General features: G+C 42.2%; 23 protein-coding genes. 17 read left to right on the plus strand and 6 right to left on the minus strand.

Translation table 11 applies throughout. The features are described from left to right. Positions 1 to 37: 37 nt before the first annotated feature. The 5 genes from D0907_RS11335 (at position 38) to D0907_RS11355 (ending at position 6,790) form a co-directional block, all read left to right on the plus strand. On the plus strand, positions 38 to 2,170 hold the full coding sequence (locus D0907_RS11335) for a M3 family metallopeptidase (protein WP_118844477.1): 2,133 nt from the start codon (positions 38 to 40) through the stop codon (positions 2,168 to 2,170). A gap of 147 nt (positions 2,171 to 2,317) precedes the next feature. After that, positions 2,318 to 3,745 (plus strand): amidohydrolase family protein, encoded by a 1,428-nt coding sequence (locus D0907_RS11340; protein WP_118844478.1) that lies wholly within the window; start codon positions 2,318 to 2,320, stop codon positions 3,743 to 3,745. Positions 3,746 to 3,842: 97 nt separating this feature from the next. Then, complete coding sequence (locus D0907_RS11345; RefSeq protein WP_118844479.1) at positions 3,843 to 4,700, plus strand: carboxylate/amino acid/amine transporter; 858 nt, start codon at positions 3,843 to 3,845, stop codon at positions 4,698 to 4,700. A 35-nt stretch (positions 4,701 to 4,735) separates the two neighbouring features. Continuing rightward, positions 4,736 to 5,965: a glycerophosphodiester phosphodiesterase family protein gene (locus D0907_RS11350; protein ID WP_118844480.1), complete on the plus strand. Its 1,230-nt coding sequence runs from the start codon at positions 4,736 to 4,738 to the stop codon at positions 5,963 to 5,965. An 87-nt stretch (positions 5,966 to 6,052) separates the two neighbouring features. Beyond that, positions 6,053 to 6,790 (plus strand): dienelactone hydrolase family protein, encoded by a 738-nt coding sequence (locus D0907_RS11355; protein WP_118844481.1) that lies wholly within the window; start codon positions 6,053 to 6,055, stop codon positions 6,788 to 6,790. 10 nt (positions 6,791 to 6,800) lie between these two features. On the opposite strand, the gene D0907_RS11360 is transcribed toward D0907_RS11355, so the two are convergent. Further along, the gene (locus tag D0907_RS11360) at positions 6,801 to 7,712 is read right to left on the minus strand and encodes a LysR family transcriptional regulator (protein WP_118844482.1); all 912 of its coding nucleotides are present in this window, start codon (positions 7,710 to 7,712) and stop codon (positions 6,801 to 6,803) included. A 136-nt stretch (positions 7,713 to 7,848) separates the two neighbouring features. Between D0907_RS11360 and D0907_RS11365 the strand changes: the two genes are divergently transcribed. Together D0907_RS11365 and D0907_RS11370 are read left to right on the plus strand one after the other, a co-directional pair. Further along, positions 7,849 to 8,535 (plus strand): type 1 glutamine amidotransferase domain-containing protein, encoded by a 687-nt coding sequence (locus D0907_RS11365; protein ID WP_118844483.1) that lies wholly within the window; start codon positions 7,849 to 7,851, stop codon positions 8,533 to 8,535. 103 nt (positions 8,536 to 8,638) lie between these two features. Then, positions 8,639 to 9,223 (plus strand): rhomboid family intramembrane serine protease, encoded by a 585-nt coding sequence (locus tag D0907_RS11370; protein ID WP_065978581.1) that lies wholly within the window; start codon positions 8,639 to 8,641, stop codon positions 9,221 to 9,223. 18 nt (positions 9,224 to 9,241) lie between these two features. Here the strand turns inward: D0907_RS11370 and D0907_RS11375 are convergent, their stop codons facing one another. Then, positions 9,242 to 10,261, minus strand: coding sequence for an endonuclease/exonuclease/phosphatase family protein (locus tag D0907_RS11375; protein ID WP_118844484.1), 1,020 nt, complete (start codon positions 10,259 to 10,261; stop codon positions 9,242 to 9,244). Further along, positions 10,248 to 10,643, minus strand: a complete 396-nt coding sequence (locus tag D0907_RS11380; RefSeq protein ID WP_036966888.1) for a SpoIIAA family protein — start codon at positions 10,641 to 10,643, stop codon at positions 10,248 to 10,250. Before D0907_RS11380 ends, D0907_RS11375 begins: the two co-directional genes overlap by 14 nt. A 178-nt stretch (positions 10,644 to 10,821) precedes the next feature. Between D0907_RS11380 and yghU the strand changes: the two genes are divergently transcribed. From yghU to D0907_RS11395, 3 genes are read left to right on the plus strand one after another with little or no spacing between them, the layout of a single operon-like run. Continuing rightward, entirely contained in the window at positions 10,822 to 11,661 is an 840-nt protein-coding gene (gene yghU / locus D0907_RS11385; RefSeq protein ID WP_036966885.1) for a glutathione-dependent disulfide-bond oxidoreductase, read from the plus strand. A gap of 55 nt (positions 11,662 to 11,716) precedes the next feature. Beyond that, positions 11,717 to 13,015 carry an MFS transporter gene (locus tag D0907_RS11390; RefSeq protein ID WP_036966882.1) on the plus strand — a complete coding sequence of 433 codons (1,299 nt, stop codon included), beginning with the start codon at positions 11,717 to 11,719 and terminating at the stop codon, positions 13,013 to 13,015. A 59-nt stretch (positions 13,016 to 13,074) separates the two neighbouring features. Further along, positions 13,075 to 13,458, plus strand: a complete 384-nt coding sequence (locus D0907_RS11395) for a putative periplasmic lipoprotein (protein ID WP_036966879.1) — start codon at positions 13,075 to 13,077, stop codon at positions 13,456 to 13,458. Positions 13,459 to 13,484: 26 nt separating this feature from the next. Here the strand turns inward: D0907_RS11395 and D0907_RS11400 are convergent, their stop codons facing one another. Continuing rightward, the gene (locus D0907_RS11400; RefSeq protein WP_118844485.1) at positions 13,485 to 15,410 is read right to left on the minus strand and encodes an alpha/beta hydrolase family protein; all 1,926 of its coding nucleotides are present in this window, start codon (positions 15,408 to 15,410) and stop codon (positions 13,485 to 13,487) included. Between the two features lie 185 nt (positions 15,411 to 15,595). Between D0907_RS11400 and D0907_RS11405 the strand changes: the two genes are divergently transcribed. The 5 genes from D0907_RS11405 (at position 15,596) to D0907_RS11425 (ending at position 20,048) form a co-directional block, all read left to right on the plus strand. Continuing rightward, on the plus strand, positions 15,596 to 16,195 hold the full coding sequence (locus D0907_RS11405) for an FMN-dependent NADH-azoreductase (protein ID WP_036966872.1): 600 nt from the start codon (positions 15,596 to 15,598) through the stop codon (positions 16,193 to 16,195). A gap of 155 nt (positions 16,196 to 16,350) precedes the next feature. Next, positions 16,351 to 17,847 (plus strand): cryptochrome/deoxyribodipyrimidine photo-lyase family protein, encoded by a 1,497-nt coding sequence (locus D0907_RS11410; protein ID WP_118844486.1) that lies wholly within the window; start codon positions 16,351 to 16,353, stop codon positions 17,845 to 17,847. After that, a complete protein-coding gene (locus D0907_RS11415; RefSeq protein ID WP_074988977.1) occupies positions 17,837 to 17,983 on the plus strand; it encodes a DUF2256 domain-containing protein in 147 nt (48 codons plus the stop codon). Before D0907_RS11410 ends, D0907_RS11415 begins: the two co-directional genes overlap by 11 nt. A 253-nt stretch (positions 17,984 to 18,236) precedes the next feature. Beyond that, positions 18,237 to 19,379 carry a N(5)-(carboxyethyl)ornithine synthase gene (locus tag D0907_RS11420; RefSeq protein WP_118844487.1) on the plus strand — a complete coding sequence of 381 codons (1,143 nt, stop codon included), beginning with the start codon at positions 18,237 to 18,239 and terminating at the stop codon, positions 19,377 to 19,379. A 240-nt stretch (positions 19,380 to 19,619) separates the two neighbouring features. Then, on the plus strand, positions 19,620 to 20,048 hold the full coding sequence (locus D0907_RS11425) for an OsmC family protein (RefSeq protein WP_036966864.1): 429 nt from the start codon (positions 19,620 to 19,622) through the stop codon (positions 20,046 to 20,048). Positions 20,049 to 20,099: 51 nt separating this feature from the next. Here the strand turns inward: D0907_RS11425 and D0907_RS11430 are convergent, their stop codons facing one another. Then, entirely contained in the window at positions 20,100 to 21,533 is a 1,434-nt protein-coding gene (locus D0907_RS11430) for a dipeptidase (protein ID WP_230235588.1), read from the minus strand. Positions 21,534 to 21,747: 214 nt separating this feature from the next. On the opposite strand from D0907_RS11430, the gene D0907_RS11435 reads away from it, so the two are divergent. After that, positions 21,748 to 21,888, plus strand: coding sequence for a DUF2986 domain-containing protein (locus tag D0907_RS11435; RefSeq protein ID WP_074988980.1), 141 nt, complete (start codon positions 21,748 to 21,750; stop codon positions 21,886 to 21,888). 231 nt (positions 21,889 to 22,119) lie between these two features. Continuing rightward, complete coding sequence (locus tag D0907_RS11440) at positions 22,120 to 22,977, plus strand: AraC family transcriptional regulator (RefSeq protein ID WP_065978586.1); 858 nt, start codon at positions 22,120 to 22,122, stop codon at positions 22,975 to 22,977. Between the two features lie 66 nt (positions 22,978 to 23,043). On the opposite strand, the gene D0907_RS11445 is transcribed toward D0907_RS11440, so the two are convergent. Continuing rightward, positions 23,044 to 25,176, minus strand: a complete 2,133-nt coding sequence (locus tag D0907_RS11445) for a TonB-dependent receptor plug domain-containing protein (protein ID WP_118844488.1) — start codon at positions 25,174 to 25,176, stop codon at positions 23,044 to 23,046. Positions 25,177 to 25,207 lie beyond the last annotated feature (31 nt).

Raw genomic sequence — 25,207 nt, forward strand, 5'->3', positions numbered from 1 at the left:
AGATTATAGAAAATTTATCCACTTTATTGGAGCCAGCATGCGTAAGACCCTAATAGCCACCACCGTTGCTAGTGTATTTTTATTATCAGCTTGTAGTCCAGAGCAAGCTAACACACAAAGTCAACCTATTGTTGAAACACAAAAAAAGAATACTGAGTCTATATTTTTCAAGCCGAGCCCTTTGCAATATATGGCTCCTGAGTTTGATAAAATATCAACAAACGACTACGAACCTGCATTTGAAGCAGGTATTGCCGAGCAAAAAGCTGAAATCTTAAAGATTGCCAATAACCCAGAGCCTGCAACATTTGAAAATACACTCGTTGCAATGGAGTTATCAGGTGAGCTATTAGATCGCGCATCCGATGCCTTTTTTAACTTATCTGGATTAATTTCTGACAGCGAGTACCAACGCATTGACGCTAAAATGGCGCCAATTTTATCTGCTCATACTGACGATATTTATCTAAACCAAGCGCTTTTCAATCGTGTGCAAGCTATCTATGACAATGCAGAAAACCTCAGTGCTGAAGACAAACATTTAGTCGATTTTTATTTTAAAAAGTTTATCAACGCGGGCGCTAAACTAAACGAAGCAGGCAAAGTAAGAATGCGTGAAATCAACGCTGAACTTGCAAAACTTTCAACCGAGTTTTCACAAAATCTCTTAAAATCGTTCAAAGAAGATGTAATTTTAGTCACAGATAAAAGCGAACTTGCTGGTTTATCTGACGGTGAAATTGCAAGCCTTGCAGCTGCGGCTGACAAAGCGGGTAAAGAAGGTTATATGATCACACTGGTGAACACCACTCGCCAACCTATTTTACAAAGCCTTGAAAATCGTAAACTGCGTGAGAAAATTTGGACTACATCTGCAAATCGTGCGCAAGCAACAAACGGCCCTATTATTCTCAAGGAAACCAAATTGCGCGCTGAAAAAGCGGCATTACTTGGTTTCAAAGATTGGGCTTCTTATGTATTGACGATGCGAATGGCGAAAACGCCAGAAAATGTATACGGTATTTTAGATGACTTAGCACCAAAGGCAGTTGCTAAAGCCGAAGCGGAAGCGGAGCAAATTCAACAGGTAATCAATAAATCAGGTGAAACGTTTGCTCTACAACCTTGGGATTGGGCATTTTATGCAGAAAAAGTACGTCAAGAAAAGTACGACTTAGACCCAGCTTTAGTTAAGCCTTACTTTGAAATGCAATCAGTGATCCACGATGGCTTGTTCTTTGCCATGAATAAACTCTATGGTATCACCTTTAAAGAGCGTAAAGATTTGCCTGTATATCACGAAGACGTCATGGTGTTCGAAGTATTCAATGAAGATGGCAGTGCCATTGGCCTATTTTACATGGATCCATATGCACGTGAAGGCAAACGAGGGGGTGCATGGATGAGTGCCTATGTAGGTCAAAGTGGTTTAAAAGGCACCAAGCCTGTCATCTACAATGCGCAAAATATCCCCAAACCTGCAGAAGGCCAACCAACACTGATGACCTTCTCTGAGGTGACAACTTTATTTCATGAGTTTGGTCACGCTGCTCATGGTTTATTCTCTGACGTAAAATACCCAAGTTTAGCGGGGACAAAAACGTCTCGTGACTTTGTCGAATTCCCATCACAAGCAAACGAAGACTGGAATGTTGAGCCGACGGTACTTGCGAACTATGCCAAGCACTACAAAACAGGTGAGCCAATTCCAAAAGAGTTACTTGCAAAAGTACTTGAGTCACAAAAGTTCAACCAAGGCTTCGATACAACTGAGTATTTAGCTGCGGCACTCCTTGATATGGAATGGCACTCATTCGGTGTTGATGCCGATATCACAGACGTACAAAAGTTTGAACATGATGCGTTAGACAAACATGGTATTGCGTACTACCCCGTGCCGCCGCGCTATAAATCTTGCTACTTCAGCCACACTTTTGCCGGTGGTTACTCAGCAGGTTACTACGCTTATCTTTGGACTGAAGTATTCGCTGCAGATGCATTCACTCATATGACTGAAAAAGGCGGCTTAACCCGCAAAAACGGTGATCACTTCCGTAAAGAAATTTTATCTAAAGGTAATAGCCGCGACTTAATGCAAAGCTATATTGAGTTCCGTGGTCAAAAGCCAACAACCGACGCGTTATTAAAGCGTCGTGGCTTAGTTGAATAACCTCAATGTTGTTTAGAGTATGAGGGGCACCCCTCATACTTTTTAAGTATTAATTAATTTTTCACCCCGCTTTTACTCCTATTCACCTCAAAGCAATTGTCAGTTAACTCGTTTTTGCTAATCTCAAAGAAAAACATAAGTTCACACATGAAAAACGCTTTACTTTTAGGACTTTGCTCAGCTTTAGCTGCATGTTCATCAATCCCAGATGAGCACGCCGACATTGTTATCGATAACGCTCAGATCATTGATATGCACACTGGAGAAATCGCAGCAAACCAATCACTGGCTATTCGTGATGGCATTATCATACAACGCAGTAACCAGCCACTGAGTGCCCAATATCAAAGTTCAACGTTTATAGATGCAAAAGGTCAGTATGTCATGCCGGGTCTTTGGGATATGCATGTCCATTTTGGCGGTGGTGAAAAGCTCATAGAAGAAAACAAACAATTACTCCCTCTTTATTTAGCCCACGGCGTGACAACGGTGCGTGATGCTGCGGCTGATCTGAGTGAGTCAGTTCTCAGTTGGCGTGAACAAGTCAAACAAGGTCAGTTAGTCGGCCCAACTATTTTTACATCAGGCCCCAAACTTGAAGGAAAAGGCTCTATTTGGCCCGGCGACTTAGAAGTTGAGACGACTGAAGAAATGCACGCAGCAATGGATTTGCTAGACACCATGAATGTCGACTTTATCAAAATTACCGACAGTGCATTAACGCCTGAGCTTTATCTAAAGGCAGTAAAAGAGGTTAAAAAACGGGGTTACCAAATTTCAGGTCATATCCCGTTTTCGTTGTCTGTGACTGATGTCTCCAAGGCAGGTCTTGATGCCATCGAGCATATGACTTACATGCTAAAAGCAGCGGCTAAAAACGAAGCGGATATTTCAGCCAAAGTAGCCTCTAAAGAACTCACCTATCGCACCGCGCTGCCTATTATTACCGCTCAATTTGATGAATCTACAGCCAGAGAAAAGTTTACGGTACTTGCTAGCAACGACACAGCGGTTGTGCCTACTTTAATTGGTGGCAAGATCACCGCCTATCTCGATGAAGATAATCATCAGCAAGACGCTTTTTTAAATTACATTGGCAAGGGCTTAAAAGCGACCTACCAATGGCGTGTAGACAGAGCTAATAAAGATACCCCTGAACAAATCATTCAGCGAAAAGCTCGTTTCACAAAAACGGCACAATTGTTACCACTGGCACAACAAGCGGGTGTAAGCATTATTGCAGGCACCGATGCAGGCTTTTTAAATTCGTTTATTTATCCGGGGCTTTCTTTACACCAAGAACTGAGTATTTTTACTGATTATGGTCTTACACCGTTGCAAACACTTCAATCAGCAACACTTGCAGGGCCTAAATTTTTAAATAAACAGAAACAGTATGGGGCACTTACCAAAGGTAAAGTGGCCGACATCATTTTGCTTTCACAAAATCCCCTAACAGATATTCGAAACACCAAAACGCTTAGCGGTGTGATCAGTCATAACACATTTTACGACCGTAATGCTTTGGATAGATTAAAACAGCAAGCAAAAGCGTTCGTGGCAAACCAACCCTAACCCCCCATTGCCCATGGCTGCGTATTATTGTCATGGGCAATTTTAATTCTTTGTTATCTCATATACACTGCCCCTTTTATAACAAAACTAAAACAATATGACTTACTTATTCGCTGTTACCCTTCTGTGGGCCTTTTCATTTAGTCTTATTGGCGTGTATTTAGCAGGGCAAGTAGATGCGTGGTTTAGTGTGTTAATGCGAATAGGCTTAGCAACGTGCGTGTTCTTACCCTTTTTACACTGGCGAAAAACCCCTAAAGCCTTAGCACTAAAGCTCATGGCAATAGGCGCGGTACAGCTTGGTGTCATGTACAGCTTTTATTACCATTCGTTTTTGTACCTTAGTGTGCCCGAGGTACTACTATTTACTGTTATGACGCCACTTTATATCACCCTGTTAAACGATTTGCTTGAAAAACGTTTTAATGCCAAATTTTTATTCGCCGCAATGCTGGCTATTTTGGGAGCCGTCGCTATACGTTACGAAGGCGTTGATGAGAACTACCTCATTGGTATGTTAATGGTTCAGGCTGCCAATATCTGTTTTGCTACCGGGCAAGTAACCTACAAACGTTTGATGCAAGATGAGCAGCTACCGCACTCTCGGGTATTCGCTTGGTTCTTTATTGGTGCCCTAATTGTTGCACTGATTTGTTACGGTTTGTTTGGCGATACCAGCAAGCTGCCCACCACAACGACACAATGGAGCGTACTCATTTACCTAGGCACGATTGCCTCTGGGCTTGGCTACTTTGCATGGAATAAAGGCGCAACTATTGTGAATGTTGGCGCGCTTGCGGTGATGAATAACTTACTGATCCCAGCAGGGATAATAGTTAACATTGTTATTTGGAATCGTGATGCCGATATCACCAAGCTTGCCATTGGCGCGGCGATTATCTTATTAGCACTTATTATAAATCAGAAACTTAATAAAACTGCCATGGAGTATTGATAAGCTAAACTCTATTCGATTAGAGGGATGCTGTTATGCGCGCACTGGTTTTATGTTGTTTAGTGTTCATTATTCAAGGTTGTAAGAGTCTGCCAGAGGAGCAGGCAGTGCAAGTTGGCGCTAGGCCTTACTATTTAATCGAAAATATGCCTGATGGGCCGTTAAAGCAGCAACTTGCTGCATGTGGCAATGGCCCTTTTTACAAAACTGATTTTGTCATTGGTCATCGCGGTGCCCCCATGCAGTTTCCTGAGCATAGTAAAGAGTCATATTTAGCCGCAGCAAGAATGGGGGCTGGCGTACTTGAATGTGACGTTGCCTTTACCAAAGATAAGCAACTCGTGTGTCGTCATTCACAATGTGATTTACACACCACTACCAATATTTTAGCTATTCCAGAACTCGCTGCAAAATGCAGCCAGCCCTTTACCCCGGCCAAAGATGGCCAACCTGCTCAGGCTAAATGCTGTACCAGCGATATCACCCAAGCTGAGTTTTTAACGTTAAAAGCAAAAATGGATGGCGCCAATCCAAATGCCAAAACGGTTGCAGAGTATTTGCAAGGGACGCCAAACTGGCGCACTGATTTATATGCAAACAGTGGTACTGTAATGACCCACCAGCAAAGTATTGCGCTGTTTAAAGAACTGGGTGTGAAAATGACCCCTGAGCTAAAAAGCCCAGCAGTTAGCATGCCCTTTGATGGTTTTAGCCAGCAAGATTACGCGCAAAAAATGCTTGATGAATATCAGGCCTTAGGCGTGAATAGCCAAGATGTTTATCCGCAATCATTTAATCTTAACGATGTGAAGTATTGGCTAAACAATCACCCTGAATTTGCAAACAACAGTATTTACCTTGATGGCCGAGATGAGCAAGCACACTTTAATGCTATGGATGAAACAAGCTGGCAGCCATCAATGCAGGCTCTGTATGACGATGGAGTACGCATTATTGCACCGCCAATGTGGATGCTATTAAGTCTTGATCAGTCAGGTAAAATCGTGCCCTCACTTTATGCTATTAAAGCTAAACAAGCCGGACTGAACATCATTACTTGGAGTTTAGAGCGCTCAGGCCCATTAAATAATGGTGGTGGATATTATTACCAGTCGATAGCCCCTGTGATTAAACAAGATGGGCAAATGATGACTGTGATAGACGTCCTTGCTAAGCAAGTGGGTGTGATGGCTATTTTCTCTGATTGGCCTGCTACTCTTACCTATTATGCAAGCTGTATGCAGTACCCTGCCTCAGAGAATTAACTGAGCATCAATAAATTTCAAGGGCTTTTACTCGTCCAAAAGGTGGGGCTGAGGTATTATTGGTTAAACCGTTTTTAGAGGATTAACATGATTATTCAACACCATAGCCACGACATAGATACCCCAACAGGTTTGATGCGAACCAGCATTTACCGCCCAGCTGTCGAAGGCCAATTCCCATGTATTATTTTCTACTCTGAAATTTTTCAAGAAACAGCCCCCATTGCACGCTCTGCCGCTATGCTCGCAGGCCATGGTTTTATCGTGTTAGTGCCTGAGGTTTTTCATGAGTTAAACCCACTCGGCACGGTGCTTGCCTACGATGATGAAGGCAAAGATAAAGGCAATGCCGACAAATGGGCTAAACCACTTGAAAGCCACGACACTGATACCACAGCCCTTATCGCATTTGCCCGCGCGCAAGCGTATTGCACAGGCTATGTGGGAGCGATGGGTGTATGTATTGGTGGTCACCTTGCTTATCGTGCCGCACTGAATCCTGATATCAAAGCCGCATTTTGTTTATATGCAACAGACATACACAGTGACACATTGCCCGCACAATCAGGCAATAACTCGTTTGAGCGCATGGCAGATATACAAGGAGAAATTCACTTTATTTGGGGCAAACAAGACCCACATGTACCAAAAGAAGGCCGCCTTAAAATTTACCAACAAGCAGTTGCTACCGGAATTAATTACCAGTGGCAAGAAGTTAACGCACAACATGCATTTATGCGCGATGAGGGAGATCGTTACGACCCAGCTCTCGCTTTAACTATGTACCAACAAGCTGTTGCATTGTTTAATCGTACTTTGCGTTAACCCTGTTTGCTTAAATACCCATCGTGGCAACTTGATTAGCAAAATAATCCTTTAAGTAATCAAGCAATACTCGCAATTTTTTGCTTCCCGCAGCCCCCGGCGGGAAGACACCATACAATTCAATATCAGCCGATTTATACTCATCCAGTACGGTACGTAAAAGCCCGGCTTTTACTTTTGGCCACGCGTCATAAACAGGGATTTTTGCAAGACCATGCCCCGCTTCAACAAATGCCGTGCGCGCTGCGGCATTATTAGTGCTAATCCCGCCTTTAAGGGGAACATCAAAGCGACGCTTATCTTTTTCTAGGCTCAGTGTGGCGCTACTTCGCTGATAAACAACCCAAGTATGGTTCGCTAAATCATCTATGCTTTCGGGCACTGGGTGCTTGGCAAAATAATCAACAGAGCCACATATACACGTTTTCATTGTTGCCAGTTTAGTTGCTTGTAAACTTGAATCAGCAAGCGCAATACCTCGGATCGCTAAATCTATCCCCTCTTTAATAATGTCGACAACGTCATCGCTTAGTTGCAGATCAATATCGATTTTTGGATACAAGCGTTTAAATTGTGCAAGCGCAGGCACAATAAGCTGCAAACCAGCATTCACTGGGCAACTGAGTTTTATCACCCCGACAGGTTCATTTTTTAAGTTTTCTAGATGCAAATTAGCCGCTTGGGCATGTTCAGCAATTGCGTGACAACGCTCATAATAGACTTTACCCGCTTCTGTTAAGGTCATAGTACGCGTTGAGCGGTTTAATAAGGTAAGCTGTAATTGCTGCTCTAGTTTCTTTAAATGATAACTCACCACAGCGCGCGAAAGACCCAGTTGCTCGGCTGCCTTCGTTAAACTCCCCTGCTGCACAATATGTGCAAATACCACCATACTTTTTAACTGTTCAAACGATACATTCATGGCATTCTCCTAAAACCGCCCTCAATTGTATCAATAATTAAACCAATGAAGTCAATTTTATCTGCGTTGTTAAACTTAGCTTTAACCCCTATAGTGATATCAACGCTATTCATTAAACAATTAACGAGGATTAATTATGTCAGCGAAGAAAATCTTAATGGTACTTACTTCACACGATGAATTAGGTGACACGGGTCATAAAACAGGGTTTTGGGTAGAAGAATTTGCAGCTCCTTATTATGCCTTTATTGATGCGGGCGTTGACGTTACATTAGCATCTGTGAAAGGGGGGCAACCGCCTGTAGACCCAAATAGTGCCGCTCCTGATGCTGCAACAGAGGCAACTAAACGCTTTGAAGAAGACAGCGCCGCAAAAACCTTAATGGCAAACAGCAAACCGTTGAGCGAAATGAATGCCGATGAATTCGACGCTGTATTTTACCCAGGCGGTCATGGTCCGCTGTGGGATTTAGTTGATAACCAAGACTCTATTCGTTTAATTGAACAGTTTTTAAATTCTAATAAGCCTGTTGGTGCGGTATGCCATGCCAGTGCCGTCTTATTAAATGTCAAAAATGCCGAGGGTAAGTCGGTAGTGTTTGACAAAAAAGTGACGGGGTTCAGTAACTCTGAAGAAGAGGCTGTACAACTAACGAATGTTGTACCACTTCTTGTTGAAGATGAACTCATTAAACAAGGTGGTCAATACCAAAAAACCGATGACTGGGGCGTGCTGGCTATCGAAGATGGGTTATTGATCACCGGCCAAAACCCAGCAAGCTCAGAACTTGCAGCTAAAAAACTACTTACTAAACTTGGCTAAAAACACAGATAACAACCAGTAAACACCTTGCAAAACAAGGTGTTTACCTTCACTCTTAATACGTTATACTGATTCAGTCGAATTGATTTAAGAGCCTTCAACCATGACTGAAAAATCAGCTACTAAACTTCCCCCTATCAGCAGTAAACGGTTCGCTATTCTGGGCATAATGCTACTGTGTCTTGTACTACAAATTATCAATACACTGCCCGGTATAAACCTTAATGGCTTAGGTATCTTGCCTCGCCAACTATCGGGCCTTTCAGGCATATTTTTTGCCCCCTTTTTACACGGTGGCTGGGCACACCTTTTTAGTAATTTAGTGCCCTTTGCAATTCTCGCATGGTTAGTATGTCAATACAGTGTAAAACGCTTTTGGCTGGTATTTGTCAGTACTGCATTGCTTGGAGGATTGTTAGTGTGGATATTTGGCCGCAGCAATATACATGTGGGCTTAAGTGGCGTAATTTATGGCTTGTGGGGCTACTTAATTTGCTATGGTATTATGCATCGCTCATTCAAAGCGATTCTCATCAGTATTGCTGTCGTCATACTTTATAGTGGCTTAATTTGGGGTGTATTCCCGCAGCGTATTCATATCTCGTTCGAAAGCCACTTGTTCGGCGCTATTAGCGGTGCATTTATCGGTTATCTCTTTGCAAAGCGAGACAAACAGCATCTTCGATAATTTTGAGGAGTTATGAATTTAACTCCTTAATGCTAATGTAACCATTACCACACCATGGTCGGTGCTTTGATCATCGTAGGCAAATTGTGGATTGATTAAGTGCTGATCATAGGTGTGATAGTCAATGACTTCGTAGAAGCTACCTTGAAAGCCTGCATCAAATTCTCTAGAAAGCAAAATGTAATCAAACACCGAACTGCTGCTACCAAAGTAATGGGTTGCCTCTCTCTCATTGTCCGTTACAACATGGCGTTGATAAAGTTGCCAACTATCTTGCAGCGCATACTTGGCGGTAAACGCCTTGCTATGTCGACTAGCGGTGAATCGCAATGAGTCAGTAATTAAATGGTTCAGCACGCCATCATGCAGTTCATTATTAAAATCTCCCATCACAATAACAGGATTGTCTGTCTGTGATCTGCGATTGATAATTTCAATTAATAATAACGCCGCTTCACTGCCCCTTTGTATGCTTGACGCCCAGCGCCCTGCTACTTGGTCTTTTAGCTGCAAAAGCAGATTTTGCTCCTCGGTTTTGCTGTTATCTTCAACGCTATTAAGCAGGCTACGCTTTGATTTAAAATGCACAACATAACAATCTACATAACCAATATGTGGCACATCTATCGTGGCGCGAATAATCCGACGACTGTAACAAAACTCCCCGACAAGCCCCATTTGCTGTGCATAGTGAGAGTCGGGTTCAACCTCAGTTAAAGCCATAATTTTATAGCGAGAAGCAATTGCAACAACCGGGTCTCGATATATAAACTCATCGATAACGCTCGGCTCATCAACCACCGCAAAGTGCGCATAGCCTGCATCGTTCACTTGCTGTTTTAATGCATCAATACTAAACACTTCTTGAAAGCCAATAATATCCGGTTGCTGATTGTGAAGATAATCAGCCAACCAACGCTGCTTCTTAGCCCATTGCTCAGCACTATAAATACGCTGAAAATCATAAAACGCATCGGGGGGTGCTAAATAATTGTATAAATTAAATGTCGCTACCTTTAATTGATTAGTTGCTGTCACTGATTACCTTTTCGTGCAACCATTCGGTTGCAATTATTGCATCTTCAAAATACTTCACTTCACCCGTTGTGAACCAATTACCCACTTTGCTGGCTACTTTTTGCCACTTTTTATTACCCAGTACCGCAACACGACAAAATTCCTTGTTGTGTTTCAGCCCTAATTTAAAGTCATCCCAAGCCGCTTGTAATTCCCACCCTTCCAGTTCTGTAATATCTACATATGCTCTAATTTTTGCGCGAGGCACTGCTTTAAGTGCATTATCCACTAAAGGGGTGAGCGTTTCGTAATCAGCGTGGGTAAGCTTACCAACGACTTTAAAAGTTAGGTAAAAGGTACTACCAATGCGCTCTAAACCAATGGCCAAACCGTGTTTTTTCATCTCATGCTCCTTAACAGTCGTCGACTTCGGTATTAAATTACTTTAAATTTAATTACTTAGGTACTTATTACACTCAGTAATAATGCTATTTTCTAACTCTACTTCCCTTGACTAGGTTGATCAACTAGGATGGTAATCTCGTAACAACATTCATTAAAGCACAATTTAGGGAGTTTCAATGAGTAATACCGACAGTTATACGCCACCTAAAGTGTGGCAATGGGACGCTGAAAATGGGGGAGAATGGGCTAAAACAAACCGTCCTGTAGCGGGTGCAACCCATGAACAAGACTTACCTGTTGGTAAGCATGCTTTGCAGCTGTACTCACTTGCGACACCAAACGGTCAAAAAGTGACAATTATGCTCGAAGAGCTATTAGAGCTTGGTATCGACGACGCTGATTATGATGCGTTCTTAATTAAAATAGCGGATGGCGATCAATTCTCTTCTGGCTTTGTTAGTGTCAACCCGAATTCAAAAATTCCAGCCTTAATGGATCATAGCACCACGCCAGTTACCCGCGTATTTGAATCGGGCGCTATTTTACAGTATTTAGCAGAAAAGTTTGATGCGCTTATTCCCAGCGACCATACCAGTAAAACAGAGTGTCGTAATTGGTTATTTTGGCAAATGGGTTCAGCACCCTACTTAGGCGGTGGTTTTGGCCATTTTTACAGTTATGCACCGTTTAAAATGCAATACCCTATTGACCGTTTCACCATGGAAGTAAAGCGCCAGTTAGATGTATTAAATCGTCACTTAAGTGATCATGATTACATGGCTGGTAGCGAATACTCCATTGCCGATATTGCTATTTGGCCATGGTACGGCAGTTTGGTACTGGGTTATTTATACGATGCTGCTGAGTTTTTAGATGTTGAGTCATACAGCCATGTATTACGCTGGGCAAAACAAATTGAACGTCGCCCTGCAGTTAAACGAGGTCGCCGTGTAAATCGTACGTGGGGTGATGAAGCTGAGCAACTTGTAGAACGCCACAGTAAGAACGATTTTTAACAGTGGGGCTGCTATGCAGCCCTTTGCTACATAAATTCCTCTATCCGATTCAAAGATGAAAAAGCTCAGTAAAGAAGACATCTATCAAAGACTCAGCAATACCGAAGACGCTCGCGCCTGCAAGGCCATTGATGAGGCCGCGTGTAAGGTTGTGCCAGGTAACTTTATTACCCTTTTAGTGAGTCAACTTTTTAGTAAATTTGCCGATGCTCTGCTCAACCCAAAAGTAACCTTGCCTTGGTTATTACACAGCATTAATGTGCCCAGCAGCTTCATTGCGTGGCTAGTTCCTATTAGAGAGTCTGGCTCGATGTTGCCGCAACTTGCTATTGCCAACGTTATCCGCCAACTTAAAGTACGCAAGTGGGTGTGGGTTGTCGGCGCCATTGTGCAAGCATTATGCATTGTAGCAATGCTCATTACCGCATTAACCCTAACAGGAAGTAGTGCCGGGTATGCCATTCTCACTCTTTTAGTTGTGTTTAGCCTTGCTCGGGGCTTTAACTCTATCGCCGCTAAAGATGTACTTGGAAAAGTGATTCCCAAACAGCAACGTGGCAACATTAGTGGTCTTGCCGCCAGTTTTGCAGGCTTTGCGACACTTACGTTTGGTTTAGGCTTATGGTATTTACAAACGTTAGGCTACGAAAATGGTGTTTATGTTGCGTTGATGCTGGCAGCCCTCATGTGGATATTTGCTGCCCTGAGCTACAGTCGCATCAAAGAATATGAAGGGGCGACTGAAGGAGCTAAAAATGGTTTATTGCATGCGTTTAAGAAACTAAAGCTACTGTACGAAGATAAACAATTTGCCCACTTCATTGTTACGCGTGCTTTATTGCTTTGCTCTGCACTTAGCGCTCCTTTTTATATTGTTTTAGCCAGCGAACAAGCTTTTGATTTTTCTTTGCTTGCTACTTTTATGGCCCTTTCTGGGCTTGCAAGTCTCGTTTCAGCACCCATTTGGGGTAGGTTGAGTGACCTATCAAGTCGACGCGTTTTAATTTTTGCAGCCATGTTAGTCACTCTCAATGGCTTAGCCGTTTATTTAATCGCACACTTTAGCCCTGCAACCCTCCGTGAGTTTTGGCTTCTCCCGTTATGTTATTTTTTGCTCACTGTTGCTCATCAGGGAGTTCGTCTTGGTCGTAAAACGTACTTGGTAGATATGGCTGAAGGCAACAAACGAACCGATTATGTATCGGTAAGTAATACGGTGATCGGTCTTATATTATTGGCACTTGGGAGTGTTGGCTTATTAAATGCGTATTTAAGCACCGCAGAGCTGATTCTATTTTACAGTGTGCTGGGTATTGCTGGCGCTATCAGTGCTTGGTTTTTACCTGATGCCTAGACCCCGCCTCAAAAAAAACGCATAATCATGCCGTTTTTATTACATAAAAAGGATTTATCATGAAAAAGCTCTGCTTAGTACTTGCGGCTACACTTGTTTTATCAGCATGCAGTACAAGTGTACCTATTCGTAACTTCGACAGTAACCCTGTCCCACAAACCGCCAATAAAACACACACTGCTGACAGTGTTAAAACAAATATTCTCAAAGCATGTATGAAACTTGGCTGGACATGTCGCGCGAGCGAAGACGGTAAAATATTAGGAAAGCTTGATATTAGAAAGCACCAGCTGCGTGTTGATATTAACTACAACGCCACTGAGTACTCAATTGATTACAAAGACTCGATCAACTTAGATTATGATGGCGATAAAATTCACCGCCAATACATTAACTGGGTTTCAAACTTAGTCAGAAATATTGATGCAGAGTTAGCTTATTAATAAAAAGGCGACCTAAGTCGCCTTTTTTAGTCGCTTTTTAAATGTTCATCAAAGAAATCTAAAAACGCTTTTAATGTTGTAATACGATAAGGCTGATGTGACAGATAATGATCTCCCTCTTCGAGTTCAATATACGTGACATTTTTTCCTTCATCGCTCAGCTCATCTTCCATTTCACGGCTATGATAAACAGGCACAACGTTATCGTCTGAACCATGCACGAGCAAAACTGGACGGTTAATTTGCTTTGCAAAATTAACCGGTGAGTATTTTGCCAACTCATCGTCGTCGGTACCAAATTGCTTACGCACAATTTCTTTATTTGTAAAGTAACGCGCTTTACTCACAATGCGTTCTAAATCGGTGACACCCGCAAAACTCGCGGCACATGTAAATGTTTCAGGATGCTTAACAACAGCCATCAACGCGGCGTAACCACCATAACTTGCACCGCCGATGCAAATTTTATCTTTATTAGCGATACCTTGTGAAACTAACCAAAGAGCGGCATCTTGCAAATCATCTTGCATTTTTTTACCAAACCCTTGCACTGCTGCCATTTCAAATTCATGGCCATACCCACTTGAGCCTCTAAAATTCGGTTGTAAAACGGCATACCCATTGTATGCAAGTAAAGCAGTCCAATAATCAAAACCTGAGTAGTCACGCGCCATAGGTCCCCCATGAGGGAATATAATTGTTGGTAACGTATCCCCTTCTTTATAGCCCACGGGCAAGGTTAAGTACCCTTCAATCGTTAAACCATCACGTGCCTTATAACTAATTTTTTCTTTCCCTGAATAAACACTGTCATCAATATCTGGGTACGCGCTGGCAAACACGGTGAGTTCATTGGTGTCACGGTTACCAAGCATATATGTTCCTGTGCTTCCATCACCTGTCAGGTAAAGTACATATTGGCGCTGGTTTTCACTGGTATCGATTATATCAATATCAAACTTATCAGCCGGTAACACCGCACGCAGTGATGTATACAGCTTATTTAAATCGTCATCCCAATAACGGATCCCTTCTTCAATATTTGAATGAGTAAACCCTGCAACTTCGCCCGTCAGAGGAGAGTAAAAAATCCCTCCATCAAAGTCGTAATTATCATCACTAAAAACGAGCTCTTGCTTTTTCGTGGTTAAATCCATTTTAAATAATGCGTCATAGCCATTTTGAAGCGCTTTAAAATAGATAATATTGGGGTCTTTATCAAAGCCTAATATTGTCACACTCTCTTGGCTAAATGCTTTAAATTTGAATAATGAGCGGCGGTCTAATGAACCTTCGTCATACAGGAAATATTCAAATTCATCTTCATCCATTTTTCGAGCAATACGCACATTACCTTGACGGTCAGCTATCCAATCGGTCACTTTGCTGCGCTCGCGTTGAACCCTTTTCTTTCTCAGCGTGTTAAGATCGAGCTCATAGACTCCCGGTGTATTTGCTATTTCAAAGTCGCCTTGAATCAAGATTTTATCTTTTTTGTCAGGTAAAAAACTTATAACTTGATCAGCAAACTGGGGTTGGCGTTCATCACGTCCATAGTTAGGCTTAATGGCAAGCTTTGCTTTGCCTTTATCATTAATATTGTACGCATAAAGGCGAGTAGATGAATATTTAGGGCCGCCAATTTGACGTTGTATATAGCGTGCACCGAGAAGTAATACCTCATCGTTTGCCCACGTATACCAATCAAAGAAAATCGTATGATTATCAGCGCGAATAATGGGAACAGCTTCTTGTGTTTTGCGGTTATACACCATTAACACCAGCTCACCTTTTATATTACGAATAAAGGATAAGTGCGTGCCACTTGGTGACAATTTAACCTGGCTGGTAGCTCTTAATGAAGCAAATGATTCAACAGACAGTGACGGCTTTTCTTCTGCGCGAGCAGTCAAGCACAGTACTACAAAAATACTTAGCATTAAGTATTTCATATAAAAGTCCTTTTTTAAAATTGTTAAATGAGCATAACATTAAGCATTTAAAAAATGCGAACAGAAATTATAGCAGCGTTGCAACCGTTCTATTAAAGCGAACGTATCACTCAATTTTTACCATTATTATTTCATTCATACCCTCATTATAATCGTTACATCAATTCAGTTTCTTAGGTGACATGATGAAAAAAGTACTTGTGTTAAATTCATCTTTAAATGGTGAACAAGGTAATTCGACTAAACTTAGCCAGCTATTTGTTGAGCAACTATCAAGCAAACAACAAATTGCTGTCACCACTCGCGATTTAAGCAACGATGCTATTGCTCACTTAACGCAAACAGAAATGGCAGCATGGATGACTGACGCTAACGAACGTAGCGACGAGCAAAAAGCACTGGCGGCTATCTCTGACGAGTTAATTGCAGAACTTACTGATAACGAATTAATTGTTATTGGTATGCCTATGTATAACTTTGGTATTCCATCAACATTCAAAGCATGGATTGACCGTATCGCACGCGCTGGTATTACGTTTAAATACACAGAGCAAGGCGCTGTCGGTTTGCTTGAAAACAAAAAAGTCGTTGTACTCGCTGCTCGTGGCGGTATATACCAAGGCACCGACATGGATACACAAACTAAATACTTAAAAGATGTACTTGGTTTTGTGGGTATCTCAGATATTAACTTTATCTATGCCGAAGGCTTAGCAATGCCGGGAGCAGAGCAAAGCTTGCAAGCTGCAGAGCAACAAATTAGTTCATTTACAGATAACCTGTAAAAATGAGGCGGCCACGATGACAGTGGCCGCTTTTACTTTTAGTAAAAGCCATTCAATCGTACACATCGCCATAATCAACTATTTCTCTCCTTGAATAATCATATCTGCGTTCTCATACGTATCAATCACGTGTTCAAGCAATTAACTATCAAGCTATGCCCACTGCAGGGAAACAAAAAATCAATATAGTATGGTTTAAACGTGATTTACGGCTTTCTGATCATGCACCACTCGCACAGGCCGCCGATTCACCTTTACCCTGTTTGCTTATCTATAATTTTGAGCCAATTTTGTTAGATGATCCTCATTATAGCCACCGTCACTGGCGATTTGTTTATCAGTCATTATGTGATCTCAATGCACAGCTAAAAAAACAACAAGCCGAAATTGCAATTTACAATCAAGACATGATCTCCTTGCTTGAATCTTTATCTAATGAGTTTGATATTAAGGCCATATACAGTCATCAAGAAATTGGCTTACTCAATACCTTTGAACGTGATAAAGCAGTGCATAAATGGCTCAAAGAAAAAGCTATTGTTTGGCATGAAACGCCCTTAGGCGCAGTCGTAAGGGCACGACCAGCACAATTTGATTGGCAGCAGCATTGGCAAACCGTGATGCAGCAACCTTTAATCACGCCTAACTGGCATTCTTTTAATGCTATTTTACCTTCGGGCTACAGTGCTTGCGAGCATGTAAAACAGTATCAAACAAATGATGAGCAGTTTCAGCACGGAGGACCCCACGCAGCCAGAGCCGTATTAAAAAGCTTTATAGAGACAAGAGCTCAGAGCTATCAACAAGGTATTTCGAGCCCATCAAAAAGCAAAGAGTCGTGCTCACGTCTTTCACCCTATTTAGCATGGGGAAACTTAAGCCTTCGTCAAGTGTATCAAACTCTCAGATACTACTTACCCAAACGCCCTTCGAGTTGGCGCCGTTCGCTGCATGCATTCGAATCACGATTGCATTGGCACTGTCATTTTATGCAAAAGTTTGAAACTCAATGCAGCATGGAGTTCGCACCGCAAAACCCTGCGTATCAACACTACCCCTATCGAAATGACGACAAGGTTAGCGAGCACCTATCACGGTTTGAACACGGCAACACAGGCATCCCGCTTATTGACGCCTGTATGCGATGTCTTGCAGCTACAGGCTATATTAACTTTAGAATGCGGGCGATGTTAGTCAGCTTTATGACCCATCATTTAAATATTCACTGGCATTGTGTCAGTCTTATATTGTCGCGCTACTTTTTAGATTTTGAGCCCGGGATTCACTATCCTCAAATACAAATGCAAGCCTCTGTCACTGGCACTAATACGATTCGACTGTACAACCCCATAAAACAATCTGAAGATAAAGACGCAGACGGCATATTTATTAAAACATGGTGCCCAGAGCTTAGTAATTTACCCATCGAATATATCCATCAGCCATGGCAACAGCCACCAATGGAAGCGTTATTTAATAATTTTAAATTGGGTGAAGATTACCCTGAGCCCATGGTTGATTTAACGCAAGCAGCGAAGGAAGCCCGCGAAAGGTTGTGGGCATTTAGAGAGCGTGATGATGTAAAACATGGTGCCAGAGCGGTACTCAAAAAGCACATCCTCAGTTTACAAAGGCAACACAATGGCACATAAAAAAGTGAACTTACCGACAAAAATATGCCCTGTATGCCAGCGCCCTTTTGCATGGCGTAAAAAATGGCAACGAGACTGGCAACACGTTAAATACTGCTCAGAACGTTGTAAATACACTAAAAACAAAGCGGAATAAAACAATTTAAAAGGAGGCTTAAAGCTCACAAAGCAAACAGTTATCCTGTTATACTCACGGTGTGTGCACACTACAGCACAACCAACGTGTTACTCATAGCACGTTAAAATCCTGATTTATCACTGCTTAACATTCAGCACTTATTAACACCTTTTACTATGCATCACTTTACAGCGTAGGCTTTCGCTTGCCTGTGAATCCTTTTCGAGTTTATTAACACATGCGTTAATGAACATATAATCAAGGTTGTAGCATGAATAAATTAAAGATCGGCGTCATTGGCACTTCACGCAAAACAGATGAACGACGTTACCCTATTCACCCAGAGCACTTAAAACGGATTCCTGAAGAACACAGAAAGCAGCTTATTTTTGAACAAGGCTACGGAAAAGACTTTAATATAACAGATGATGAAATCGCAGCGCTTACTGGCGGTATCGCTTCTCGCAGTGCACTTTTAAAAGACCTTGGCACAGTGATTATCGCTAAACCCGTTCTTGCCGATTTAAACGAATTAAAAGAAGGCGGGACTCTGTGGGGGTATGCTCACTGTGTTCAACAACGCGATATTACCCAAGCAGCATTAGATAGAAAATTAACCTTAATAGCCTTTGAAGATATGTTTGTTTGGTCACCAAATGGGCATGCGGGTCGTCACACTTTTTATAAAAACAACGAAATGGCTGGTTACTGCGCCGTTATCCATGCATTGCAATTAAAAGGGGTTGACGGTCATTACGGAAATCAACGCAAAACCGTTATTTTTAGTTTTGGTGCTGTTAGTCGTGGGGCAATTTATGCGTTACAAGCTCATGGTTTTAGAGACATTACAATTTGTATTCAACGCCCTGATCATGAAGTTCGTGAAGAGGTTTTAAACTGTCATTACGTTAAAGTACGTCAAGGCTCTGAGGGAGAAGCCCAGATGATGGTCGTAGAACACGACGGAACACACAGACCCTTAATCGACCTCATTAGTGAAGCCGATATTATTGTTAATGGCACTTTTCAAGAAACAGCGAACCCAGTGCATTTTGTGATTGAGTCAGAGGCTGATTGCCTTAAACCGAATAGCTTAATTATAGATGTAAGTTGCGATGAAGGTATGGGGTTCTTTTTTGCTAAACCCACGTCATTTGCCGAACCAATGTTTCGTTATAAAACCATTGATTATTACGCTGTTGACCACACGCCTAGCTATTTATGGGAAAGTGCAACACGTTCAATCTCTGCTGCGTTAATTGTTTATTTACCCAGCGTGTTAGCGGGAAGAGCGCAATGGCAAAAAGATGAAACAATTCGACGTGCCATCAATATTGAAAACGGAATAGTAAAAAATAAGGCTATTTTGTCATTCCAAAACCGCCAGTTAACATCGCCCTATCAGGTCCTCTAAATTTACAAAATAAATCGACGTTATTTTTATGTGGTGTTAATTGTCCCAAGTTAGATTGAACGCAAACAGAAAATAACGTCTTACCAATCAGCTAACGCCATACTAACTTGTTCATAGCGAACGGCTTGTGCACAGTCACCTTGGCCTTTAAGTTGCAACGTATCGTGTAAGTGACACTTTTTTCGGCGAAAACCATGAAAGCATTTCACACTCGCCGAAATAATTACAAAGGAGATGACTATGACGATTAAAAAAACCGCACATTCGAGCTGGTCTGGCGACATTAAATCAGGTAAAGGAAGTATTAGTACCCAAAGCGGTGCTTTAGATAAACAACCGTATGGGTTTAATACCCGCTTTGAGGGCAAGGCTGGTACGAACCCCGAAGAATTAGTTGCAGCAGCACACAGTAGTTGCTTCAGTATGGCACTGTCGCTGGCATTAACAGAAGCAGGGTTTACTGCCGATGACATTACAACCAAAGCCACCGTCAGTCTTGATGAAGTCGATGATGGTTTTGAGGTCAGCCATATCGCTCTTGAGGTAACAGCAAAAATAGCTGATATCTCTGAAGAGACGTTTAACGAGCTGTGCCAGCAAACTAAACAAGGTTGCCCTATATCAAAACTGATGAATGCAGAAATTTCCCTTAGCCAAAAATTAAATTAACTAAACAAAAGCGCCACTTCATTGAAGTGGCGTTTTTACGTTTGCAAATGATTACATATTTCCGAGCTTTATCATCATCGCGGTGTACATTTTTAAATTCAGCGCTAATTGCTGCTCAGTAATAAACTCATGTTCTGAGTGACCCGTGTATTTTTTACCTGGCATTGATGGCCCAAACGATACAGCATTATCAAACAGCTTTGCATTTGTGCCCCCGCCAATCGACACAAACCCCGCGTCTTCATCACCCGTAAAGTGCTTAAAAATATCCAATAAAGCTTGTGCATGCGGTGCGCTGTCTAACAGCATAGGCGTGCCAATAACAATATCAGTGTCTTTTAATGTCACGTTATTACGTGTTTGCCACGCAGTCAGCGCATTATTAATTTGCTGCTTTAATACGTCTTCTTGCTTTCCGACAGGGCGACGCATATTAACCGACAGCTTAATTTCATTCCCATCACGTGATAACAATGTTGGCGACACAGTCATAGGCCCCATAAAATCATGTTGATAAGCAATTTCACCAAACTGAGCGCCATATAAGTCAAGGCCAATTAACTGGTTAATAAACTCGATTGCTTGACCGTCGCTGTTGTTTTCAAGGTCTAGTCCTTTAAATATTTCAGCAAGATGCGCTATGGCATTTTCGCCCGACTCCGGCTCAGACGAGTGAGCTGAGGTCCCTTTTACTTGCACCAATAAACCTTCTTCTTGTTCTTTTATCGCCACTTTCACGTTTTTAAGTTTACCAACGTTATCGTGTAATTTTGCCACAGTCGCGGCATCCGCATTATGCACTAACACACTGGCATCTTCTGGTATTTGACTTACAAAAGCACCGCCTTTTAAATCAGTGACATATAAGCCTGTTTGCGCTGAAGTGGCTGAAAATGTTGGCGCAATTAAACTCCAGCCTTTTTCTGCCACTACGACCGGATACGACGCATCAATCGTCACCGCATACTTAGGTTGCTGGTAGGTTTTCATAAACTCTTTAAGTGGCGCCCAATCCGACTCTTCAGCAAGGTATACCATCAGTTCAATACGGTTATTTAGAGTAACCCCTTTATCTTTAATGGCTTTCATTGCATGGAGTGCTGTGGCAATTGCGCCCTTATCATCCTCAGTACCACGGGCAATCAGCTTTCCAGGTTCAGAGGTTTTATCCATTTTAAACGGGCTTTGTTGCCATTTACTGGCATCAGCAGGTTGAACATCCCCGTGCGTAACAATCGTTACTTTCTCAGCTTGGTTGCCCATGCCTATTAATACTGTGTAGCCTAAATCTTGATAATCAAAACCAAACTGCGCCGCTTTCATTTTTAAAAATGATTTAAAGCCAATAAAGTCTGGATTATCGGGCGTAGCTAGGCCCTCTTTATTGACCGTTGGATACGAAACTAGATTTTCGAGGGTATGAATTTGTGCTTGTTGATAGCGCTCGACCGCATAGTTAGCCAGTTGTTCACTTTGTTCAGCGATGGCAGCCTGACCAGAAAAGGCACTAAATAAGAATGCAGCAAGTAATGAATGTTTCAAGATAAGCTCCAGAGTTTTAGAAGGTTTTCGCAAGTAGACCTTGATTGTAACGGTTATAATCGCGACATGATATCTCTTGTGCGACGAAAACTGCTCGGCTTCTGAGCAATTGCTCTGTACAATACTGACTGGCCTATCCCATAACTTACAAAGTACCATGAACCGTAGAAAAAAGATCTTCACTAAACTGAAACAAAAAGACAAACGCGCCAATGCTAAATTACACAAAAGCAGTAAGCCTGCGTATGTTTCAAAAGCTGAGCGTGAAAAACTAGCGCAACAAGAAAATGAGATGTAGCCGCGATTTTACATCACATAATTTTTTAGCATAAACCTGGGGCACATCTCATCCCCGCTATTTTTAGGTCGTGCTTTAGCGCGTCTTTATTTTGCCCTAAAGCAACACCTGCTAGCACGCTACCTATTTACTCAATATCAATTAAACTCAAAATGCGCAATTTCAATCAGGTAACCATTTAAGGGTCATGACACACTTAACACACTTCTGAATAAGCATTAACGAGTCATCATGAAAACGAAGCAACAACAACGTATTGAGCATGTTTGTGATTATATTAGTCAGCATCTCAATGACTCTTTATCACTCGACACTTTGAGTGATGTAGCCTGTTGTTCAAAATATCATTTTCACCGTTTATTTGCCGCTTCAGTGGGAGTCAGTGTGACTAAGTACACGCAACTTGCTCGCTTAAAACGTGCATCATTTCGACTAGCATTTGAGCATCAAGTCAAAGTGATTGATATTGCACTCGAAGCACAGTTTGATAGCCCAGAGGCATTTAGCCGCGCCTTTAAACGCACTTTTACACAGTCTCCTAGTGAATTCAGAAGCAAACCAAACTGGCCTAACTGGCACTCTCAGTTTGAATTTTCTTTACCTGATAAAAAGGACTGTTTTATGAATGTAAACATTGTCGACTTAAAAGCCCAGCCCGTTGCTTTATTAACCCATCAAGGCGCTGCAAATACCCTTATGAATACCGCCGCACATTTTATTGACTGGCGAAAAAGCTCAGGATTATCACCGGTTAAAACCAGCAACACCTATGGTATTCCATACAGTGACCCTGCAACAACTGAAGATCATGCCTTTCGTTTTGACTTTGCCGGCAGCATTACAAAGCCAATTCCTGATAACCCACAAGGAGTCAGAAATGGCGAGATCCCAGCGGGACGCTGTGCCGTAGTGCGCCATAATGGTTCACACGATACGATTAGCGATACAGTGTATTATTTATACCGCGAGTGGCTACCACAAAGTGGTGAAGAAGTGCGTGATTTTCCGTGTTTCTTTCATTACCTCAATTTAATTCATGAGGTGGATGAATGTGATTTGCAAACTGATATTTATTTGCCGATTAAGTGACACGAAGCGTGTAAGCAGGTTGTAGGCGCGATTTGACATCGCGCCTACAAATACAAAACCCCTTGCCTAAAACCGATAACTGATACTGGCATTATAGGAGCGACCTTGTCCTGCTAGCTGCTCAAAGCCAGTGCGCATATCGTGCTTATAATTAGCAATGTTCACTCCGCCAAGTGGCTGCTGATAATACGCATCAAGTAAGTTAGTAATTGCTAACTTAAAGGTTAAATTTTGCCATGTTTTTTTACTTGAAATGCCTAATAAATTATAGCTATCGGTTTGGTTTTCTAATCGGCGCTCATCCACCTTGTCTTTACTGTCAACCCATTGCCAACTCAAGGTGCTTTCCCAGCCTTTATACGCGTGTTCAAGGCTTAGTTCTGTGTGCCATGGCATAATTTGATATAAATCTTCGTGGCTGTCATCGCGCTCGCCATAATTGCTGGTATACGCTCCTTTTAACTGCCATTTACCTGCTTGCTTCGAATTATACAGCTCAATAAGGCCTGCTAATTTTAGCCCATACAACGTCGCATCTAAATTAGTAAAAGTAAGAATATGTCGCTTGGTATGAGCACTGTCAGTGCGGTTAAAGCTTTGCGTCACTTCAGCATCAATATAGTCATTTACCTGCGTGTACCAGGCATTCGCCGTTATTTGCCAGCTATCATCTTTTGCCTGCTTAGTGTAGCTAGCGCTTAGCGTATGAGCGGTTTCGGCTTTTAAATCAGGATTACCAATGTAGCCATTACCATCACCAAACCAGCCAATCATGGTACTTGCCATAGTGCCAACACCCCAGCTGTAACGCTCATATAAATTAGGGGCTCTGTTTTTACGGGCAAAACCAAATTGCAGCTCATCATTGCGACTTATTTGGTAGCGTGCAAGCAGACTAATATCAACTAAAGTATCGTCACGTTTGCGATCCCGCTGATTAAATTCCATCGCAGCCTGTGCATCGGTTTTTGACATGTCCATCATTGAGTTCATATGACCCACACCGCCCATAGCCCCTTTGTTATAGGCTTGTACGTCGCCTGTATTTGTTGTTACCTGTTCAATACGCATGCCTGCCGACAGCCACCATGCTTGATTAACTTGACTTTCATACTCTGCGAATGCACCCAGACGATTACGTTTACCATCATTAATATTTACGTATTCGTTCGGCCCCATCATCATTGACCCTTCAACAGCAGGCCACCAATCATCGATACGATAACTGTAATATTCGTGCCCAAACAAAAGTGACGATTCTGCAGATAAGTCTAAACGCCAGTGCAACTGATAACTGTAGTCTTGTGCGTCGGTATTCATAGGCATCATGCCGGGTTTCTCTGTACTAAAAAAACCCATTTTGTGCTTCACGTCGTGGGCATTTACTTGTACATGTAATGCGCCCTCTTCAAGATCACGTTGGTACTGTGCCACCATCCCAAAGCTTGTGTTATCCGTCATATCCATGTATTGATTTGGAAAACCCTGATAGGGAATTTTTTGATGGCTAAATTTTACTATAACCTGCTGTTTGTCATCACGAATAGCACCTGTTAATGCATGATTTTGCACACGATATAACGTGTCGAGTACGCGCTCCCCATGACCATCGTTATAACTGTTAGCCTCTTCAAAGCTGCCTTGATAAGACACGCTTACATTGTTGCTCGCAATACCCATACCTAGCCCATAGGCTTGGCTGTCGCTAACGCTTTTATATTGTGCGGTGGTATAACCTGAGCGCCAAGTCAGCTGCTCCGAATCGCTAAACTCAGGCGCAATAGTATTCACACGAATAACCCCGGCAATATTATCGCCCCCGCTGCTAACCGGTGATACCCCCGCAACAACACTGTACGATGTTACTTGATTAGCTGAGACATAGGACAAGGGTGGGTTCATTTGATTAGCGCACGCCGCAGTGACATCCGCACCATCCACTAATACTTTAACCCTGTCTCCCATCATGCCATTTAATACAGGTAAGCTTGATACACCACCCGCCGCTGAAAAATCAACGCCTAAATCAGATAACAGCGAATCGGCAGAGCCAAGCAATTGATGACTATTTTGGGCATGACCTTGCACTTCGATCACTTCAATCGAATCATCAGCAACAGCAGAGACACTTAAAATAGCGCAAATCAATGCAGCAACTTTAGTAACTAAAAAACGAGGGGGAGTTAAATGCGTGTTCATAAGTCTATAAAATAAAAAGTTAATTTATAAA

The organism is Pseudoalteromonas lipolytica (genome assembly GCF_003515105.1).
Lineage (GTDB): Bacteria > Pseudomonadota > Gammaproteobacteria > Enterobacterales > Alteromonadaceae > Pseudoalteromonas > Pseudoalteromonas lipolytica.

Coding starts and splice junctions, on each gene's coding strand:
- D0907_RS11445 (WP_118844488.1), bottom strand. CDS start 25,176: ATGAACACGCATTTAACTCCCCCTCGTTTTTTAGTTACTAAAGTTGCT.
- D0907_RS11335 (WP_118844477.1), top strand. CDS start 38: ATGCGTAAGACCCTAATAGCCACCACCGTTGCTAGTGTATTTTTATTA.
- D0907_RS11410 (WP_118844486.1), top strand. CDS start 16,351: ATGCCCACTGCAGGGAAACAAAAAATCAATATAGTATGGTTTAAACGT.
- D0907_RS11380 (WP_036966888.1), bottom strand. CDS start 10,643: ATGAAAAAACACGGTTTGGCCATTGGTTTAGAGCGCATTGGTAGTACC.
- D0907_RS11405 (WP_036966872.1), top strand. CDS start 15,596: ATGAAAAAAGTACTTGTGTTAAATTCATCTTTAAATGGTGAACAAGGT.
- D0907_RS11345 (WP_118844479.1), top strand. CDS start 3,843: ATGACTTACTTATTCGCTGTTACCCTTCTGTGGGCCTTTTCATTTAGT.
- D0907_RS11365 (WP_118844483.1), top strand. CDS start 7,849: ATGTCAGCGAAGAAAATCTTAATGGTACTTACTTCACACGATGAATTA.
- D0907_RS11415 (WP_074988977.1), top strand. CDS start 17,837: ATGGCACATAAAAAAGTGAACTTACCGACAAAAATATGCCCTGTATGC.
- D0907_RS11360 (WP_118844482.1), bottom strand. CDS start 7,712: ATGAATGTATCGTTTGAACAGTTAAAAAGTATGGTGGTATTTGCACAT.
- D0907_RS11390 (WP_036966882.1), top strand. CDS start 11,717: ATGAAAAAGCTCAGTAAAGAAGACATCTATCAAAGACTCAGCAATACC.
- D0907_RS11440 (WP_065978586.1), top strand. CDS start 22,120: ATGAAAACGAAGCAACAACAACGTATTGAGCATGTTTGTGATTATATT.
- D0907_RS11400 (WP_118844485.1), bottom strand. CDS start 15,410: ATGAAATACTTAATGCTAAGTATTTTTGTAGTACTGTGCTTGACTGCT.
- D0907_RS11350 (WP_118844480.1), top strand. CDS start 4,736: ATGCGCGCACTGGTTTTATGTTGTTTAGTGTTCATTATTCAAGGTTGT.
- yghU (WP_036966885.1), top strand. CDS start 10,822: ATGAGTAATACCGACAGTTATACGCCACCTAAAGTGTGGCAATGGGAC.
- D0907_RS11355 (WP_118844481.1), top strand. CDS start 6,053: ATGATTATTCAACACCATAGCCACGACATAGATACCCCAACAGGTTTG.
- D0907_RS11395 (WP_036966879.1), top strand. CDS start 13,075: ATGAAAAAGCTCTGCTTAGTACTTGCGGCTACACTTGTTTTATCAGCA.
- D0907_RS11425 (WP_036966864.1), top strand. CDS start 19,620: ATGACGATTAAAAAAACCGCACATTCGAGCTGGTCTGGCGACATTAAA.
- D0907_RS11435 (WP_074988980.1), top strand. CDS start 21,748: ATGAACCGTAGAAAAAAGATCTTCACTAAACTGAAACAAAAAGACAAA.
- D0907_RS11420 (WP_118844487.1), top strand. CDS start 18,237: ATGAATAAATTAAAGATCGGCGTCATTGGCACTTCACGCAAAACAGAT.
- D0907_RS11340 (WP_118844478.1), top strand. CDS start 2,318: ATGAAAAACGCTTTACTTTTAGGACTTTGCTCAGCTTTAGCTGCATGT.
- D0907_RS11370 (WP_065978581.1), top strand. CDS start 8,639: ATGACTGAAAAATCAGCTACTAAACTTCCCCCTATCAGCAGTAAACGG.